The following is an 18,630-nucleotide window of genomic DNA, read 5'->3' as shown; positions in this document are numbered from 1 at the left end:
ACCCATATTGAATTATTTTGCATTGGCTAACTCGAGTTGAGACGAAGTTGCGGCATAAAAAAACGCCCATTGAGATCAATAGGCGTTGAGTGGTTTTGACTTAAATAAGACCAACATAATGCTAGCTGGCTTAGCTCATGATTTAACTTATACTCATGGCTGTTTAGCCTTCGTAGGGCTTGATCTGCGGGGTTAATTTTTGCTGTGCGTCTTGCTGCATTTCTTGTTCTAGCTGCTGGTAAGGATCGATGCTAGGTTGCTCCACAGCTTGTGGCACAGGGGCTGAAATCACTATGGGTTTAACTTGAGTTGGCTGTGTCATCTTACGAATTTGCATCACTATCCCCATCTGAGGATGGTCAAAGTAATGAATTTCACCGCTTCTAACCCGTCTATTCTGCTGTAGCGGAATAGACTGCAAGAAAGGTGTCATGACTTTTTGCGCTGGGCCTTGGCTGTTAAAACCCACGACTTCGCCGTGGCTAGGATCCATCAATTTTTGGCTCACTTTACGCAAGAATACATCGGTTTCAATGTACAGGTAATGGCTTAAGTAGATGTTGATGCTGCCATCGAGCTCCCATACTGGCATTACTGGGGCCGGTGCGCTGAAGCTACCAAGGGCTGAATAATCACTGAGCATATCTGCCGTAGCACTGGGTTGAGATTGGTTCACTTGCTGGCCATGATAACTAAATTGTTTAGAGAAATCGCGGCCACCTATTACCCTAATCGCTTTCGCTTGCCGACGAGATTGCATATTTTGCTGCCAAGTGAGGTGGACAATACCTTGAATGTTCCCTTCACGGGTTAAGGTTTTAATTAATTGCTTAAATTGACCTTGATGTTCGGCTAATAACACCGCTGACTCACCTATATAGGCCTTCTTGGGTGTTTTTGGCGCGATAGTAAAAGGCAATAAGCTTGGGTAGCTTTTGGTGCTATTACTGACTTTAGGATCATTACAGCTACTGGTGTCCACAGCCCAATCACTGGAGTCACAACCTGAAAGGCCGATGGCAACACCTGTGATATCTGTGCTTATCTCAGGGGTAAGAATGTCAATTAATTGTTTATTCTTATTCGGGGCGCTTAAGTCAGGCCACTGTTCTAAGCTGTTGCTTTGACGCTCAAAGATAAACACTTCCACTTCAAACCATGATTCTGCATGGGCGTTGAAGGGTTGGGTTAGGGCAATAATAGCGGCCAAGCTGGTGGCAAATTTAGCGAGCACTATTTCTCTCCAATGCTGTGTTGAGCGAGTTGTTCAAGCAAGGTCGCCATAAGTTCAAGGCGTTGTTTGCTGCTTTCTGCTGGAATGGCGAATCTTAGCTTATTTGGCCCTTCCATTCGATAGATATTTGGCTGCTTTTGCAATAAACCTATGATGAACATGGGGTCGATTTTGTGACTGTCACCAAATTCTATGCTGCCGCCTTTAGCGTGCATTTCAATTTTAGTGGCCCCAAGTTTAGTGGCTTGGTGTTTGTATAGGCTAAGTTCCAGTAAGTTTTTTGTCGGCTCAGGTAATAAGCCGAAGCGGTCGATAAACTCGACTCTGAGCTCATCCAGCATGGCTTCACTGTTGCAGTTAGCGATGCGCTTGTACATGGACAGGCGCATGTTGACATCGCTGACGTAATCTTCTGGCAACAGGGCCGGAATACGCAAATCCACTTCACATTGGGCGTTAAGCATGTACGCCAATGAAGGTTCTTTACCTTCTTTTAAGGCACTGACCGCAGATTCGAGCATCTCCATATAGAGGCTGAAGCCAATTTTTGAGATGTGACCGCTTTGCTCGTCGCCTAATAATTCACCGGCGCCGCGAATTTCAAGATCTTGGGTGGCCAGCATAAAGCCTGCACCTAATTCTTCTAATGCGTCTATCGCCTCAAGGCGTTTGCGCGCATCGGTTGAAATTAGCTTAATCGGTGGGGTTATCATGTAAGCATAAGCTTGGTGATGGGAGCGTCCCACGCGGCCACGGAGCTGATGCAGCTGGGCTAGACCAAACTTGTCGGCCCTGTCTATGATAATCGTATTGGCGCTGGGCACATCAATACCGGTTTCAATAATGGTGGTACACACCAGTACGTTGAATCTTTGATGATAAAAATCTGCCATCACTTTTTCAAGGTCCCGTTCACGCATCTGGCCGTGACCTGTGACCACTCGAGCCTCGGGCAATAAGTCTCGTAAATCTTGGGCGCACTTTTCTATGGTTTCGACATTGTTGTGCAGGTAATAGACTTGGCCGCCACGAAGGATTTCACGCAGCAGCGCTTCCCTGATGGTGGCTTGATGGTATTCACGCACGAAGGTTTTGACCGCTAAGCGCTTAGCGGGCGGGGTGGCGATAATGGATAAATCACGCATTCCCGACATGGCCATATTGAGGGTTCGGGGAATGGGGGTGGCGGTTAAGGTCAAGATGTCGATATTGGCTCTTAGGGCCTTGATTTTCTCTTTTTGGCGCACCCCAAATCTATGCTCTTCATCTATGATCAATAAGCCTAAATCGACAAATTTTGCCTCAGATTGCAGTAGCTTATGGGTACCAATAACGATATCCACCTTGCCTTCGCTTAAGGATTGCAGCACTTGTTCTTGCTCTTTGGCGCTGCGAAAACGTGACATGACCTCGATTTCTACCGGCCAATCGGCAAACCTGTCTTTAAAGTTTTCATAGTGTTGCTGAGCAAGCAGGGTGGTGGGCACTAATACCACCACTTGTTTACCGGCATTGACGGCCACAAAAGCGGCGCGCATGGCCACTTCTGTTTTACCAAAGCCCACATCACCACAGACGAGACGATCCATGGAGGTTGGCGCCTGCATATCATCAAGCACGGCTATGATGGCACTTTCCTGGTCAACCGTTTCCTCATAGGGAAAACCTTGGGCAAATTGCGCGTATTCATCGGCATCTAAACTAAGGGCTTCACCGGGGCGAGACTGACGTCTGGCGTAAACATCCAGGAGTTCGGCTGCCACATCGCGAATTTTCTCAATGGCTTTTTTCTTGGCTTTGGCCCAAGTCTCATTGCCCAATTTATTTAGCTGGGCATTGTCTTCAGAATTAGCGTTGTAGCGGCTTATTAAATGCAACGACGATACTGGCACGTAGAGCTTATCGCCACCGGCGTACTCAAGTTTTAAATATTCGGCTACGAGCCCGCCTGTGTCTAAGGTTTCAAGGCCTTGATAGAGGGCAACGCCGTGCTCTAAATGCACGATGGCTTGGCCCACTTTAAGTTCGGCCAAGTCTTTAATCAGCGCATCGCTACTGACTTGTTTTTGCTTATCACGGCGGCGCTGCTGAGCAATTTTATGACCAAAAAGCTCGGTTTCACAAATTAGGCTTAACTCACCTCGTGGGGAGTCAAGCAGTATGCAGCCGCGAGAAAGCGGCGACACGATTAAGCCATGTAAGGGGGCTTTTGAGGCGCCCTTGGCGGCTAAAAATTCATCTAAATGCTTAAATAGCGTCGGCTTGAGACCAATTTTAGCCAGCAATGCCAATAGGGCCTCGCGGCGTCCTTCAGATTCTGCGCTAAATAGCAGTTGCTTGTTGTCTTGAGCAAAGACTTGCAGGCTTTCTAGGGGTTGCTTAAGTTTGTGATTGGCATTGATATTAGGCAGTGGAGCAACGTTGGCTTGTAAGCTGCCGTCTTTAGCAACATCGTCACCTAATAGAGCATCTTCTGCGACGTGAATAAAAAATTGGCTGCGCTTAAAAGGCTTAAAGGCGGCGAAGAGTTGCTCTTGAGTCAGGTACAACTCATGGGGCGCAAGCAGTGGCCTTAATGGATCGACTCGTCTGTCTTCATATCTATGATGAATTTCACTTAAATGACTGGCGCAGGCTTTATCTATATCGCCTAAGGTCACCAGCTGAGTATTGTCTGGCAGATAATCAAATAGTGATGCCGTGTCATCAAAAAATAATGGTAGATAATTTTCAATGCCTGCAGGCATCAGATTACGGCTCACCAACTGATAGACGGATTCAGCTTCTTTTGAAATGACCTCAAAGCGGCGGCGATACCTTTGCCTAAAGCCTTCAATGGCGGCGCTGTCGGTGGCAAACTCTTTGGCGGGCAACATACGTATAGCATCGACCGCCACCTCAGAGCGCTGAGTCTCCACATCAAAATGGCGAATGGATTCGATTTCATCATCGAATAATTCTATTCGCAGTGGCTGTTGGCAGCCAGTGGGGAAAATATCTAAAATCGAGCCGCGAATCGCAAATTCGCCATGTTCATACACTTGCTCAACCAAGTGATAACCGGTATCGACTAAGTGTTGCCTTACCGTTTGCAGGGCATAGGTATCACCTTTTTTAAGCACCATGACATTGGCACTCAAGTAAGCTTTAGGGGGTAAGCGCACCATCAAGGTATTGATCGGCACGATAACGGCACTGTGAGCATGGTTACCCAGTTGCGCTAAGGTCTCAAGGCGCTGGGAAATCAAGTCTTGGTGGGGTGAGAAACTGTCGTAGGGCAGGGTTTCTCTGTCTGGGAATAAGCACAGGTTAACATCATGATTTGCCAGTAAATAATGCAGTTCAGTTTCCAGCAATAGCGCTGTAGGCGTATCGTGAGTTACGATAAGGCTAGTGCCCTTATTGGCTAAAATAAGCTGGGCTAAGCTTAGGGCTTGAGACGCGCCCCCTAAGGTAACAAGACGTTGGGTTTGTTGGCCTTTTTTAACACTAGGCGGAGTGAATACACTAAATTGACTCATGGTAATAAGGTCGATAATTCCATTTTAAATGAACCGCTGAAGACCAAGTTTATGGCTCCCAGCATAGGCAATGCCGCACATAGCACGGCTTGAGCATAGTAGGCTTCGAACATGACGGCTTACGCAAGCTAGGGCGTACTTTAGGTGAATGGTGTGCAATATTAGGTCGCTTGCTGTCGCTGTTTTTTACGTTTTTTTAGCATTTTTTGCTGTACGTTTAAACTGGCTTTCACTAATTGCTCGACATCGGTATCTAAAATTTGGCTGAACTCCAGTTCAATGAGATAACCTGTGTCAGCGTTAACATCGTCTGGGTTAACATTGGCGTTCTCGATACTGTTGCTGCCATGATTAATCTCCATTGGTGTTAAGGTTGTTTGTGGCTTACAGCTCACTACAGTGCAAAAGCATAATAATGCCACCAGCTCAGAGCTGATGTAAATATGGCTCTTAAACACGCTGCCAGAGAGAAGCGCCTTAGGAGAGGCAATACTGAATCCAGAACCACCAAATTGCAGCCCTTGGTGGTATTCACCTTCCTGTATTTGTTTTTCCAATATATGTTGCAATACCAGATCGACCTTGCGTGATTGCAGTTTTAAGAAGTCCACCACAGCTTTAGCTTCATTATCTAAGTGACGCAGTTGCATTAAGCAATCGGCCTCTAAGGTTTTAACTTCGCTAAGTAGCTGTAAACCGGTGGATTGCATCTCTCTGAGTTCGTCTTCATCAGGCAGCGGTGCACCTTGACTCCAAGGTGTCAGATAAGCGGCAAAGCTATGGGGCACACTAAAATAAGAATTGAGTTCGGGGAACACGGTTTTGCCTCTTTATTTATCACGCTAATACCCCTATTATCGTGCCCAACTTAATGATTTAGCAAGTCATACCCAAAGTGATTCAGTTTTGGATAAAAATTAGTCACATTATAAGCTTAGGATAATGCTGTTTTGATGAATTTTGGCGTTTCTTTTTTTATTGGTTATCGCTATTGGCGCGCAAAGAAAGCCAATGCGTTTGCCTCTTTCCTGACCTTGTTTGCGGTATCGGGGATTTTCTTGGGAGTGGTGGCGTTAATTTTAGTCAGTTCAGTGATGAATGGCTTAGAAGGGCAGCTAAAGCAGCGGATCTTAGGTGCTATTCCGCAGCTCACTGTAATAAATGATGCAGGCTTTACCCAGTGGCAGCAAGATATTGCCCCAATAGAAGCCTTACCTCAGGTCCTTGGCGCTTCGCCAACGGTCACCACCCAAGCCATGATCCAATCCGTTGAAAATATTGGTGCCGCCCAGATCTACGGCATCTTCCCCGAACAAGAAGCTCGGCTTGCCGCCAAAATAGGCAGTGTCTATTCTGCCGCGTTTGAATCCCTTGAGCCTAATCACTATCGCATCGTTCTGGGGGTTGAGCTTGCCAGAACGTTAAGCGTTGATGTGGGCGATAAAATTCGGCTATTAAGCGGTGATGGCGTGGTGTATTCCCCCATAGGGCCAGTGCCAAGTCAGCGTAAGTTTGTGGTCGCTGGGATATTTGAAACCGGATCTCAAGTGGATGCCAGTGTGGCCTATGTGCATTATCAAGATGCCAGGCGACTGATGCGCTTAGAGAGCCAAAGCATTAATGAAGTCAGATTGTATTTAACCGACCCTTTTTTAGCCCCCAGTTTAAGCCGACAGGCCATCGAGTTGATGGCAACTCAAGGTATTGAGGTACGTAGCCGAGATTGGCGCGCCGATTTTGGTCAGCTATTTGCCGCCGTTAAGATGGAAAAAAGCATGATGGCCTTAATGCTAAGCCTCATTGTGGCAGTAGCGGCATTTAATATCGTCTCAGCCTTGGTGATGATGGTGGTGGATAAAACCGCCGATGTAGCGGTATTAAAAACCCAAGGACTGCCAACCCTTGGGGTGATGAATATTTTTATCGTTCAAGGCTCACTCAATGCGATATTGGGACTCGCCTCTGGGCTTTTGGTGGGCGTTATCTTAGCATTAAATTTAAATTCCATCCTTAATCTGTTTGGGGTGTCAATTTTAGGCACAGGACAGTCATTACCCGTGGCATTAAGCGCAGAGCAACTTGGACTTATTGCTGTTGGCACTTTAGTTATCACCTTACTTGCGACCATATATCCCGCATTTACTGCCGCACGGGTTCAACCTGCTAGCGCCTTGAGATATGAATAATGACATCCGAGTCTATAACCCACGAACCTATGAAATTTGAGTCTATGACATTATTAGAAATTAACGCAGTGAGCAAAGTATTCCATGATGGCGCCAGTGAAACTCAGGTGCTAAAAGGGGTGAATTTATCTGTGATGCGCGGCGAACAGCTTGCCATCGTGGGCAGTTCAGGTTCGGGTAAGAGTACGCTTTTGCATATTATGGGCACCTTAGAAAGCCCAACGTCTGGCACTGTATTGTTAGAAGGCGAAAACTTACATCAATTGTCGTCCAAGCGCCAAGCTGAGGTTCGCAATCAAGATCTAGGTTTTATTTACCAATTTCATCATCTGTTGCCTGAATTTAATGCATTAGAAAACGTCGCTATGCCAGCATTTATCCAAGGTAAGAATAAAACTCAAACCTTAGTTGAGGCGACGGCGTTACTGGAGCGGGTCGGCCTTGGGCACAGATTAACCCATCTACCGTCGCAGTTATCGGGCGGTGAACGTCAGCGAGTTGCCATTGCAAGGGCGCTTATTAATAAACCTAAATTGGTATTGGCTGATGAGCCCACAGGTAATTTAGATGCGGCCAGCGGCGAGGCAGTGTACGGGCTTATTCGTGAGCTAGCCGAGCAGCTAGGCACCGCATTTGTGGTGGTGACTCACGATGCCAACCTTGCCGCCAGAATGGATCGACAAGTGAGCATGAAAGACGGCGTGTTAACGCTGTCTGAGGCTGGCCAATGAGTGCGCTGCTGCCTTTCACAATAGGCTGGCGTTTTTACCGTGCGCGTCAATCTAACGGTTTTATTGGCTTTATTTCTTTTGCCTCCACGGCAGGTATTGCCCTTGGAGTGGCGGTGCTTATTTTGGTGTTATCGGCCATGAATGGCTTTGAAGAGCAGTTAGAGGACAGATTACTGGCTGTGGTGTCTCACGGCGAGCTGGTTGGCGCCCAAGGCCCTATTCGCAATTGGCAGGCGATGGCCGATGATGCTCGCTTAATGCCTGAGATTGTGGCAACAGCGCCCTTTATTCGTCTGCAAGGCTTAGTGCAAAAGAGTGGCGGCTTTCAGGCATTAATGGTCAATGGCATAGAAACCAGCCTTGAGCCTAAGGTGTCTAAGATTGCCGACTTTATGCCTGAGTCTGCCTGGGCGTCACTGATGCCAGCTGCAAACAATATTGTCTTAGGTGAAAGCCTACTGAATAAACTTGGCTTAAGTGTTGGTGATTCACTGGTGTTGTATACCCCAAGCATGACGGGCCGCGCCGGCAAAAAAGCCTCGACAACCAAGCTTAATGCCGCCAAAAGTCACATCTTTTTGGTGTCTGGGGTGTATAAACTTGGCGGTGAAATCGAGTCGAGCCAAGCTTATGTGTCCATGAGTTACTTAAGTCAACTATTAGATATGGGTGATGGTGTCACAGGGCTTAGGCTTAACATTGCCGATGTGTTTGCCGCGCCTAGGGTGACAAGAAGCTTAGGGATGACTCAAGAACAGTACTTATATTTAAATGATTGGACTCGAACTCAGGGACATTTATATCAAGATATTCAACTCGTTCGCAGCATAATGTATTTAGTGCTGGCGCTGGTTATTGCGGTGGCTTGCTTCAATATTGTTTCCACCTTAGTGATGGCAGTACGTGATAAAGCCGCTGAAATTGCAATTCTGATGACCATGGGCTTAAAGCGCGGTGCTGTCATGAGCATTTTTATTATGCAAGGCGCCCTTAACGGCGTGTTAGGTTGCAGTATTGGCGCCGCACTTGGGGTGACCATGGCGGTAAATTTATCTTCAATCGCGTCAAGCATAGAAGCTGTATTTGGCATAGAATTGCTGGCAGGGGACGTGTACTTTATTGATTTTTTACCCTCAAAATTGCAAGGGCAAGATGTGGTTATGGTCGTTGGCATGGGCTTATTAATGAGCCTAGTGGCGACCTTATATCCAGCGTACAAAGCAAGCCACATAGATCCTGCAGCGGCGTTAGCAGGCCGCTAATGGCTAAAAAATTTAGCCTAAATGACAGTGATGTAAAGGCTTAAGGCGAGACAAGAGTAGAGAAGCATATCGAGTGTGATAGCCACTAATAGGGGAAGGGCAAAATGACAAGTTTAACCATAACAAGACCAGATGACTGGCATGTGCATTTGCGTGATGGGGTGCAGCTTAATGATACTGTGCGTGATATCAGCCGTTATATGGGACGCGCGATTATTATGCCCAACCTTATGCCGCCAGCGACTTGCACCCAGACGGCTTTAGCTTATCGAGAGCGCATTCTTGCCGCTAAAGCGCCGTCAAATCAGTTCGACCCTTTAATGGTGCTCTACCTTACAGATAACACTAGCCCTGATGAAATCCGTAAAGCCAAGGCCACAGGGCTCATTCACGCTGCCAAGCTTTATCCTGCTGGAGCTACCACCAACTCCGATTCCGGCGTCACTAGCATTGCTAACTTATATCCAGTGCTGGAAACTATGGCCGAAGTAGGCATGTTGCTGCTAGTGCACGGTGAAGTGACGGATTCAAGTATCGATATTTTCGATCGTGAAAAAGTCTTTTTAGATACAATTCTGGCGCAAGTAGTGATTGATTTTCCTACGCTTAACATTGTTCTTGAACACATTACCACCTCTGATGCGGTGGAGTTTGTGAATAAGGCGCCAGACAATGTTGCGGCCACCATTACCGCCCACCATTTGCTTTATAACCGTAATCACATGCTTGCAGGCGGCATTAGACCTCATTTTTACTGTTTGCCGATCCTTAAGCGCAACACCCACCAACAAGCATTAATTACAGCGGCCACCAGCGGTAGCAAAAAATTCTTTCTTGGTACCGATTCAGCGCCGCATCTTAAGGATAAAAAAGAAGCCTCATGTGGTTGTGCGGGCTCTTATACTGCCCATGCGGCAATTGAATTGTATGCCGAAGCCTTTGAAGCGGCGGGAGCCTTGGATAAGTTGGAAGGTTTTGCCAGTTTTTATGGCGCCGATTTCTATGGTTTGCCCCGTAACACTGACACCATCACCTTAGAGAAGCGTCAATGGCAGGTGCCTGACTCGTACCCGCTGGGCAATGACAAGGTGGTGCCCATTCGCGCCGGTGAAATGCTGGACTGGCAAGTCGTGGATTAATGGCCTTGCATTAATGTTAAAAAAGACGCTGAGGCGTCTTTTTTTATGACTATAGCTGGGATGGAACGCGGCTCTATCAACTACAATTTAAAGGTGGTTTTTTAAACTACAGGCACTAATCGTTCTTTAAGAGATTGATTAAACTAATTTGGATATGCAGATTGATTTGCACCGTTAAAGAAGGGATTCATTATGTCGCTATTATTTCCCCGTAAACACCCATCATTACCCCAAAATGACACGCCTGCTTTACAGGCAAAACGCAAGTGGCAATTAGCTCACAGCAGATTGAGTTATGTGTGGGATGATCAAAATCCCAATGTAGGTCCAGTGCCGATGGCAAAGTCAGTGCCGAAGGAAGCGACCCCGACACTCACTTGGTCGGTGAATGTGATCCGTGTGTTGATCCCTATTGTTGAAAACTTAGTGGCCAATGTTAAAGATGAACTGCAATTGGCAGAGGTGCAAAGCCATTTATCTGAGATAACTCAAGCATTGGAGGCGGCGAAAGTTGGCGCACACTGGCCATTAATTACCCATACCAGCCATACCCTTAAAGATCTGGTGGCGTTATTTCAGGATTTAGTGAAAAAAGAGTTGCAACAAGAGTCCAGTCAAGAGCAGCAAGAATTGGGCGTGCAAGCATATCGCGATCAATTCAAAACCTTAGATTTACCCAGTGTGGCCGATGTGTTCACTCAGAATCAAAGCTTTGCACGCTATCGAATTGCGGGTCCTAATCCCATGTTGATCAAACGCTTAACTGAGCCTATGGCAAGCTTTCCCTTAAGTGATACCGACTTTAAACAGGTGATGGGCAATGACGACTCATTGGCTAAAGCGATAACGGACAAACGTGTTTATGTGGTGGATTATAAAGAGCTCAGCGTGCTGGTGGACCATCCACAGGCCGCGAATAAGCGCGTATTTGCCCCTATCGCCTTATTCGCGGTAGCAAAAACTGGCTCAGAATTATGCCCAGTTGCGATCCAGATGGGTCAAGATGCCGCTCACTCACCCACAGTATTGGCGGTCACAGATACCCAAGATGCAGCAGCATTTTGGCAATGGCAAGCTGCTATGAGCACAGTGCAGGTGGCAGATGGCAATTATCATGAGTTATTTGTGCATTTAGGCAGAACCCATTTACTCAATGAAGCCTTTGCAGTGGCAACAGAGCGCGAACTTGCGCAAAATCATCCCGTTAATATCCTGCTTACGCCGCATTTTGAGGGTACGCTGTTTATTAATAATAGCGCCGCAGGTTCACTGATTGCCGCAGGTGGCCCCATTGAAAGTATATTTGGCGCCCAGATAAGCGCGACGCAAAAAGCGGCGGCGCTCGATAGGCTGTCACTGGATTTCTACGCCTATATGCTGCCCAATGATTTAGCAGCCCGAGGCGTAGCCGATAAAGATTACCTGTCAGATTATCCTTACCGTGATGATGCCCAGCTAGTTTGGGACGCCATTGCCACCTGGAGCAAGCATTATGTCGAGGTGTATTATCAAAATGATGCAGCTGTTGTGAATGATTATGAGTTAGCAAAATGGGTGTCAGCCGTCGCCACTCAAGGGGCGGTGACAGGCTTTAAAGCCATAGAGAGCCGCCCGCAGCTGGCTGAAGTGCTGACCATGATAATCTTTACCGCCAGTGCGCAACATGCTGCGGTAAACTTTCCGCAAAAACCTTTGATGAGCTTTGCCCCAGCGCTCACAGGGGCAACGTGGTGTGAAGCACCCAGCGCAATAACCACTCAAGCCCAATGGATAGCCAACATGGCGCCACTGCAAAAGTCGTTGCAGCAATTATCTTTATTGCAGATTTTAGGCGGAGTGTATTACCGCCAGTTAGGGGATTATCAAACTAATAACTTCCCTTACTTTGACTGGTTTGAAGACAAACAAATCACTCAATCTGGCGGACCGCTGGCACAATTTAAATCAAGCCTTGCCAGCATAGAAACCACCATCAATGCCCGCAATCAGCACAGACCCGAGTACAATGTCTTGCTGCCAAGTAAGATCCCAGTGAGTATCAATATTTAGGCCTATTTTGATATGGGTTAAGTCATGATGACTCATTAGATCCGTAAACATCGAGCGCTAACTGAGGTTAGCGCTTTTTTGTGTGTGTCGAGCAAGGAAGAGAAACTCAATCAGAACAATCGATTAGCGCGAAGGCACTGAAACAACTACCGTAAAAAATTTCTATAGCGTAAGGCGCACCAAATAACATGGGCGTGGTAGTGGCCAAATCCAACACGCGATGTATGCCTTGCAAACAGCACAAGGCATAAATACTAAGACCTTAAATGAATTCGGATATGCACACAAAAAATAAAAAGATCGGTTCACAGGTACTGTCTTCATTGTTTGTAATGAAGGATGATAATCGTAGGTTCATTGGGCCATTACAAACCTAGTTAAAAGAAAAAACTGAGGTGTACAGTGTTTTTCTGCCGTCGGCGTTGGGTTCTAGATAAAAGCGTCGTATCATAAATCTTGCGGTAAGATTTGGTTAATCAGTGGTCGAAAAATGTATAGTCAAATCCTCCCGCTGGGTGAAAACACTCTATTTTTCAGGGCTTAGCTTGCAAGTTAGTGATTTATCAACCAAGGTTAATGCTCCTGCAGCCCAGAATTAATGTTTGTGGCCATTGATGATTAAGATAAACCGAATATGCCAATAAATAAAAGTTTACACGTCAAGCATGCCGCTAAGTTGGGAGGGGCTATTTTTGCGCTTGGTCTAAGCATTAGTATCACAGTGTCGATATTAGTTGATCGTAATAACCAAGACATCATAATCAGTTCTTTAAAAAACCTGTCACAACAAGTGATCAATAATATCACCGATCGTTTTGTGCTCTACCAATATGGCTTAAAAAGTGCGAGGGCGCCGATTATTACCGCGGGAGAAACGGCGATTACCCGTAAGGTATTTAATCATTATAGTTTGACCCGAGATGTGGATGAAGAGTTTCCTGGTGCCCGTGGCTTTGGCTTTATTCGCCGAGTGCCGCTAGCCCAAGAAGCGGATTTTATCTTGAATGCTAAGCAAGACAGTTGGCCCGATTTTGCCATTCGCCAGCTTAACCCCCATAACGGTGAGCGTTACGTCATTCAATACATTGAGCCTGTGGAGCGCAATTTAGCTGCAGTTGGGTTAGATATTGCCTCAGAGTCCAACCGCCAGCAGGCAGCACAAGCTGCGATGTTGACAGGGGAGACACGTTTAAGTGGTCCAATTACCTTAGTGCAAGCGACGGGCAGCCCGTTGCAATCTTTTTTGATTTTAATGCCCATATATCGAACCGGCGTGACGCCAGCGAGCATGGAAGAGCGAAACGCTCAGGCCTTTGGCTGGAGCTATGCAGCTTTAGTCACTAATGAGGTGCTCGCCGATCTTGAACTGTCACAAGCGCTCACCAAATTGACGCTTACCGATGTCACAGACCGCCATCAGCCAGTTCACTTCTATGAAACCCATCTTAATGATCAAACTCGATTAACCGACTACAACATCACAGTGAACCGTGACGTCTTTGGCAGACAATGGCAAATAGCCTTAAGTGCCTATCCGCAGTTTATAAAGAGCTTGAACTTAACGTCTGCCAGCTTCGTTTTTATTTACAGCCTGCTTTTGAGTATGTTGCTTGCTGGTGTGGTGGCCTTGTTTGGCTTTAATCAGCAGCGTAAGCAATTATTGGTGGCTGATAACGCTAGACGAGCCAATATTCTTGAACATTCACTCGATGCCATTATTAGCTTTGATCTTGATGGGTTAATTAGCAGTTGGAACCTAGGGGCCGAAACCATTTTTGGTTACACTGAGCCCGAAGTCATAGGCCATAGTAGTCAAGCATTAATAGTCCCTGAGCATTTACACCTTGAAGAAGCTGAGCATTTTAAGCAGGTTTCAAAAGGCATACCTTTGCTTAATCACATGGGACAACATCAGGATAAATTTGAGCGAAGCCTATCAACAAGCATGACGTCCTTACCTATTTACGATGAGTTTGGTCACATCATAGGCGTAAGCCAAACCATACGTGATATTAGCGTGCAATTGGATGCACAGCGGCAAATATTAGAGTTAAATGCCAGCTTAGAGCTCAAAGTTAGCCGTAGAACGCAAGCGTTGGAGCATGCCCTTGCGGAGAATAAAACCCTATTAGACACTATTAATAAGCAATTGCTCTATTCAGAAACGGACAGGCAAGGGGTTATTCTGGCAGTTAATGATAATTTTTGCATCGCGACAGGTTATAGCCGTGAGCAATTGGTGGGCAAGAGTCATACATTAGTCAAATCCGGTGAACACCCAAAAGATTTTTGGACGTCCATGTGGCAAAGATTGCTTGTGGGCGAGTCGTGGCACGGAGAAATTTGTAACCGTAATAGCAATGGTGAACTACGCTGGTTTGATACTGTTATTGGCCCTATTTTTGATGATAAGAGACAAATTGAACGCTTTGTTGCGCTAAGAACGGATATTACCGACAAGAAAAAAGCCCAGCTGGAAAAAAATAAACTCGCAGCCCTGCTGTCTAGTGTGCTGAATGCGGCATCAGAAATTTCAATTATTGCCACAGATGAAACGGGTATCGTTAGCATTTTTAATAGAGGGGCACAGTTGTTATTGGGCTATAAAGAAAATGAGGTTGTTGGCAAGGTTAGCCCAGGAATTTTTCACTTAGAAAGCGAAGTCAAACAAAGGGCGAGTCAACTTAACCGTGATGAAGGCCTAAATGTCAGTGGATTTGAAGTTTTTGTTTATAAAGCCCGTACCTATGGACCAGAAACCAGCAATTGGACTTATGTCCGTAAAGATGGTTCTTTATGTCGCGTGTCCTTGTCTGTGTCTGCCATACGTGATGAACAAGACGTGATAACCGGCTATCTTGGGGTTGCTATTGATGTGGAGCTTTTATTGCATCAGCAAGAAGCGCTGATCTCGGCGAGCACCCAGTTAAGTAAAGCTGCAGAAGTTGCTGAGCTGGGTATTTGGACCTTAGATTTACAGACTAAAACAGAGGAGTGGAACGATCGTATGTTTACTATGTACGATCAACCGAAAAGCCTACGTGAAGAAGGCTTAACCTATGAGCATTGGCTAATGCGAATGCACCCTGAAGACGTTGAAATGGCAGAAGAAAGCTTGAATAAAGCCATTGAAGGCCACGCCATTTATGAGCCTATCTTTAGGATTATTACAAGCGCAGGGGTACGCTATATCCAAGCTTGGGCACAAATTTCCTATGATAATCAAGGTAATGCCATAAAAGTTGTTGGAATTAATCGTGATATTACTGAGCAGCGAGAACTAGAGCATACTCTTAGGCAGGCAAAAGCTTCAGCAGATGCTGACAGCGCCGCTAAATCGGCCTTTTTAGCGAACATGAGTCATGAAATCAGAACCCCGATGAACGCAGTGCTTGGCATGCTACAGCTGGTGCAGCACACAGAAATGACGGCTCAGCAGCTCGATTACGTCACAAAAACAGAAGTGGCGGCAAAGTCCTTGCTTGGCTTACTTAATGATATTTTAGACTTTTCTAAAATTGATGCTAATAAATTGGAGCTGGACCTTCATCCATGCTCCTTTGAAGCCATTATGCGCGAGCTATCGGTATTACTGGCAGCCAACCTGCAACATAAACCCGTTGAAGTTATTTTTGATATTGACCCTAACATGCCTATCTTATTGCTTGGTGATCAGCAAAGGATCAAACAAGTGTTGCTTAACTTGGCGGGAAATGCGCTGAAATTTACCGAACAAGGCCATGTGGTCGTAAGTATTAAGTGTGTCAGTCAATGCAAAGGTAGCGTCACGCTGGAGATCAGTGTTACAGATTCTGGCATAGGCATATCCCAAGCTCAGCAGGGCAAGATATTTCAAGGTTTCGTGCAGGCAGAGTCTTCAACCTCACGGCGTTTTGGCGGTACAGGCTTAGGCCTTGCGATTACCAAGCGTTTAGTCGAATTAATGGGCTCAGAATTGCGAGTGAACAGCGAGCTGGGTGAAGGCAGCCGCTTTAGCTTTGAATTAGCATTGGAGGTGGTGTCAGATAAAACCATGGCTCAAGCAATGGATTTGTCTAACAAGCGTTTGCTGTTAGTGGATGATAGCGCCATGAGCCGTAAAATTTTGGCTAAAACCTTAAGCAGCCATGGTGCACAGGTGAGTGAGGCCAGTAGCGGTAAAGAAGCATTAAGCATTATTGAGCGGGATAGTGAAGCTGATCTAAGCTTCGACTTGATCTTAATGGACTGGCGTATGCCAGATCTGAGTGGGCTTGCGACTGCAGAATTAATCATCAGTCAATTTGATGCTACTCAGCCGCCAGCAATTATCATGTTAACTGCCTATGGGGAAGAAATGTTCCTTGAAGGTAAAAGTTATGTCAAACAACCCTTTGTTAGTCTATTAACTAAACCCGTTACCGCTAATCTTATTCTAGAGACGGTCGATAACATTATTAGCAGTTATGTAGATTATGACAATATGCAGATGCCTCTGGCCTCAAAACAGCAACAAGGGGCATTGCTCAAAGATGTGTCAGTATTAGTGGTAGAAGATAATCAGCTTAATCGTCAAATTATCGATGAATTACTGCGCTTACAGGGCGCGCGCGTAACATTAGCCCATGGCGGGCTGGAAGGTGTTGCACAAGTGGTTGAAAGTGGGCTCCATTTTGATATTGTAATTATGGACATGCAAATGCCCGATATGGATGGCCTTGAAGCCACACAGCTTATTCGCCAAGACCCACGTTTTGATACTTTACCCATTCTGGCCATGACAGCCAATGCATCGGCATTAGACAGAGAACTGTGTTTAGCCGCTGGCATGAACGAGCACGTAGGCAAGCCTATCGATTTAGCCCTAGTGTTGCCGAAAATGCTCGGGTTATTGGGGCGAGAGATCCCAGCACTTTATAAGGGGTCAACCCAAGCCCATAGGGCTCAATTACACGCTGAAGTTGATATAGAACAAGTGGCTATTTTAGAGCACACAGAGTCTATACTACGGCGTTTTGGTGGCGAAATGGCCTTTTTTGTTGATGTAAAAGAGAGTTTTATCTCAGAAATGGCGATTCAGCTGACACAACTAGAAACGACCATAGCGAATAAGGATTTAGTCAATTTAGGCTTAATTGCCCATACGATTAAAGGCACTGCCAGTAATATTGGTGCTAAACGTTTATCACATTTTGCAGCCCAACTAGAAACCCATTGTCAAGGAACAGCTCCCTTAGATGGCGCCGCTTGGTGGCTTGAAAAAATGCAGAATTATGTGGCTCAAAGTGTTGAAAAACTTGAACAACTATTTCCATCAGTGAGTCCAGAGGATTTGCCGCTGCCAAGCCCTAAGCATTTGATACCTGAAACCGAAATAATGGGATCTTTGCTAACATTAGACAAGTTATTGGCAGAACAAAACTTAGATGCACTTAGCAATATGCAAGAGCTACTGGCAAAAGTGCAGCTAAGCGATCTTTGGTTAACGCTCAACGCCCAAGTGAACGATTTGGCGTTTGCTGATGCACTACAGACAACAAAAAAAATTAAAAAGGATCTAACGACATGTTCATAGATGAGTATGTGTCGGCGGTGCTCCCCATACGGGGAAAAATACTGCTAGTGGACGATCAAGTGGTTAACATCAAAATTCTACACCAGCTTTTGAATGACGATTATGACATTCACATGGCTAGAGATGGTGTTCAAGCCATTGATATGTGTAAAAAAATACAGCCTGATATCATATTGCTAGACATAGAAATGCCGACCTTAAGTGGCTTTGATGTCTGTGAAAGACTCAAAGCCGATCCTTTGACGCAAGATGTGGTGATTATTTTTGTCACTGGTCATTTTGATGAAGAAAAAGAAGTCAAAGGCTTTCAATTGGGGGCGGTGGATTTTATCCATAAACCTATTAATCCAGTGATCACTAAAGCGCGGATTAAAAACCAGTTTACGCTCAAATGCCAGTCAGACTTATTGCGGAAAATTGCTTTACTTGATGGCCTTACAGGGGTTGCCAATCGCCGAAAATTTGAAGAGAGCTATCCTCAATCTTGGCTTTATTGTGTCCGCGCTAAGCAGCCCATTTCAATCATAATGTTAGATATTGATTATTTTAAGCGCTATAACGATCATTATGGGCACTCTCAAGGGGATACTTGCTTGCGCTCTGTGGCCCAAGCTATCAGCAGTAGGGTCAATCGTCCCTATGATTTAGTCGCACGTTTTGGCGGTGAAGAATTTATCTGTGTCTTACCTGACACCGATTACGATGGTGCCTTATTTGTTACTCAGCAAATCGTGGACAGCATTATCGCCCTAAAAATTCCTCATCAAGGATCAGATGTAATGGCATTTGTCACCATAAGTGCAGGGCTTGCTAGCGTGAATCCAAGTCAAGACATGGATCTTCAGACCCTTGTTGAAACTGCAGATAAACAATTATATCGCGCCAAAGAAAATGGCAGAAATCGAGTTGAAGCCATTAATATGGACAGCATTTTATGATCCCTTAAGCTTGCTA

Annotated in this window: 10 protein-coding genes; 7 read left to right on the top strand and 3 right to left on the bottom strand. The window is 45.8% G+C overall.

The window, feature by feature from the left end:
* Positions 1-163 precede the first annotated feature (163 nt).
* The 3 genes from H5073_RS00680 to H5073_RS00670 all read right to left on the bottom strand — a co-directional run bounded on the left by H5073_RS00680 (position 164) and on the right by H5073_RS00670 (position 5,573).
* Complete coding sequence (locus H5073_RS00680) at positions 164-1,234, bottom strand: peptidoglycan binding protein CsiV (protein ID WP_182676188.1); 1,071 nt, start codon at positions 1,232-1,234, stop codon at positions 164-166.
* Entirely contained in the window at positions 1,234-4,755 is a 3,522-nt protein-coding gene (mfd, locus tag H5073_RS00675; RefSeq protein WP_182676187.1) for a transcription-repair coupling factor, read from the bottom strand. Before mfd ends, H5073_RS00680 begins: the two co-directional genes overlap by 1 nt.
* A gap of 161 nt (positions 4,756-4,916) precedes the next feature.
* Complete coding sequence (locus H5073_RS00670) at positions 4,917-5,573, bottom strand: hypothetical protein (RefSeq protein ID WP_182676186.1); 657 nt, start codon at positions 5,571-5,573, stop codon at positions 4,917-4,919.
* Positions 5,574-5,708: 135 nt separating this feature from the next.
* On the opposite strand from H5073_RS00670, the gene H5073_RS00665 reads away from it, so the two are divergent.
* The 7 genes from H5073_RS00665 (at position 5,709) to H5073_RS00635 (ending at position 18,614) form a co-directional block, all read left to right on the top strand.
* A complete protein-coding gene (locus H5073_RS00665; RefSeq protein ID WP_182676185.1) occupies positions 5,709-6,941 on the top strand; it encodes a lipoprotein-releasing ABC transporter permease subunit in 1,233 nt (410 codons plus the stop codon).
* A 29-nt stretch (positions 6,942-6,970) separates the two neighbouring features.
* Positions 6,971-7,672: a lipoprotein-releasing ABC transporter ATP-binding protein LolD gene (gene lolD, locus H5073_RS00660; protein WP_404948367.1), complete on the top strand. Its 702-nt coding sequence runs from the start codon at positions 6,971-6,973 to the stop codon at positions 7,670-7,672.
* A complete protein-coding gene (gene lolE / locus H5073_RS00655; protein ID WP_182676183.1) occupies positions 7,669-8,934 on the top strand; it encodes a lipoprotein-releasing ABC transporter permease subunit LolE in 1,266 nt (421 codons plus the stop codon). Before lolD ends, lolE begins: the two co-directional genes overlap by 4 nt.
* A 104-nt stretch (positions 8,935-9,038) precedes the next feature.
* Positions 9,039-10,073 carry a dihydroorotase gene (gene pyrC / locus H5073_RS00650; RefSeq protein WP_182676182.1) on the top strand — a complete coding sequence of 345 codons (1,035 nt, stop codon included), beginning with the start codon at positions 9,039-9,041 and terminating at the stop codon, positions 10,071-10,073.
* A 192-nt stretch (positions 10,074-10,265) separates the two neighbouring features.
* Complete coding sequence (locus H5073_RS00645; protein ID WP_182676181.1) at positions 10,266-12,122, top strand: lipoxygenase family protein; 1,857 nt, start codon at positions 10,266-10,268, stop codon at positions 12,120-12,122.
* A 634-nt stretch (positions 12,123-12,756) separates the two neighbouring features.
* Entirely contained in the window at positions 12,757-17,676 is a 4,920-nt protein-coding gene (locus tag H5073_RS00640; RefSeq protein WP_182676180.1) for a PAS domain S-box protein, read from the top strand.
* The gene (locus tag H5073_RS00635; protein WP_182676179.1) at positions 17,667-18,614 is read left to right on the top strand and encodes a diguanylate cyclase; all 948 of its coding nucleotides are present in this window, start codon (positions 17,667-17,669) and stop codon (positions 18,612-18,614) included. The genes H5073_RS00640 and H5073_RS00635 overlap by 10 nt, the downstream gene beginning before the upstream one ends.
* Positions 18,615-18,630 lie beyond the last annotated feature (16 nt).

The sequence above is a fragment of the Shewanella sp. SR44-3 genome (assembly GCF_014163735.1).
In the GTDB taxonomy this organism is placed as follows: domain Bacteria; phylum Pseudomonadota; class Gammaproteobacteria; order Enterobacterales; family Shewanellaceae; genus Shewanella.
Note: the sequence above shows the minus strand (reverse complement) of the source record. Positions and strands in the feature narration are given on the sequence as shown.

What these genes read in the sequence shown, in the direction of transcription:
- lolD (WP_404948367.1), top strand. Translation starts at nt 6,971, where the DNA reads ATGAAATTTGAGTCTATGACATTATTAGAAATTAACGCAGTGAGCAAA.
- H5073_RS00645 (WP_182676181.1), top strand. Translation starts at nt 10,266, where the DNA reads ATGTCGCTATTATTTCCCCGTAAACACCCATCATTACCCCAAAATGAC.
- lolE (WP_182676183.1), top strand. Translation starts at nt 7,669, where the DNA reads ATGAGTGCGCTGCTGCCTTTCACAATAGGCTGGCGTTTTTACCGTGCG.
- mfd (WP_182676187.1), bottom strand. Translation starts at nt 4,755, where the DNA reads ATGAGTCAATTTAGTGTATTCACTCCGCCTAGTGTTAAAAAAGGCCAA.
- H5073_RS00665 (WP_182676185.1), top strand. Translation starts at nt 5,709, where the DNA reads ATGAATTTTGGCGTTTCTTTTTTTATTGGTTATCGCTATTGGCGCGCA.
- H5073_RS00640 (WP_182676180.1), top strand. Translation starts at nt 12,757, where the DNA reads ATGCCAATAAATAAAAGTTTACACGTCAAGCATGCCGCTAAGTTGGGA.
- pyrC (WP_182676182.1), top strand. Translation starts at nt 9,039, where the DNA reads ATGACAAGTTTAACCATAACAAGACCAGATGACTGGCATGTGCATTTG.
- H5073_RS00635 (WP_182676179.1), top strand. Translation starts at nt 17,667, where the DNA reads ATGTTCATAGATGAGTATGTGTCGGCGGTGCTCCCCATACGGGGAAAA.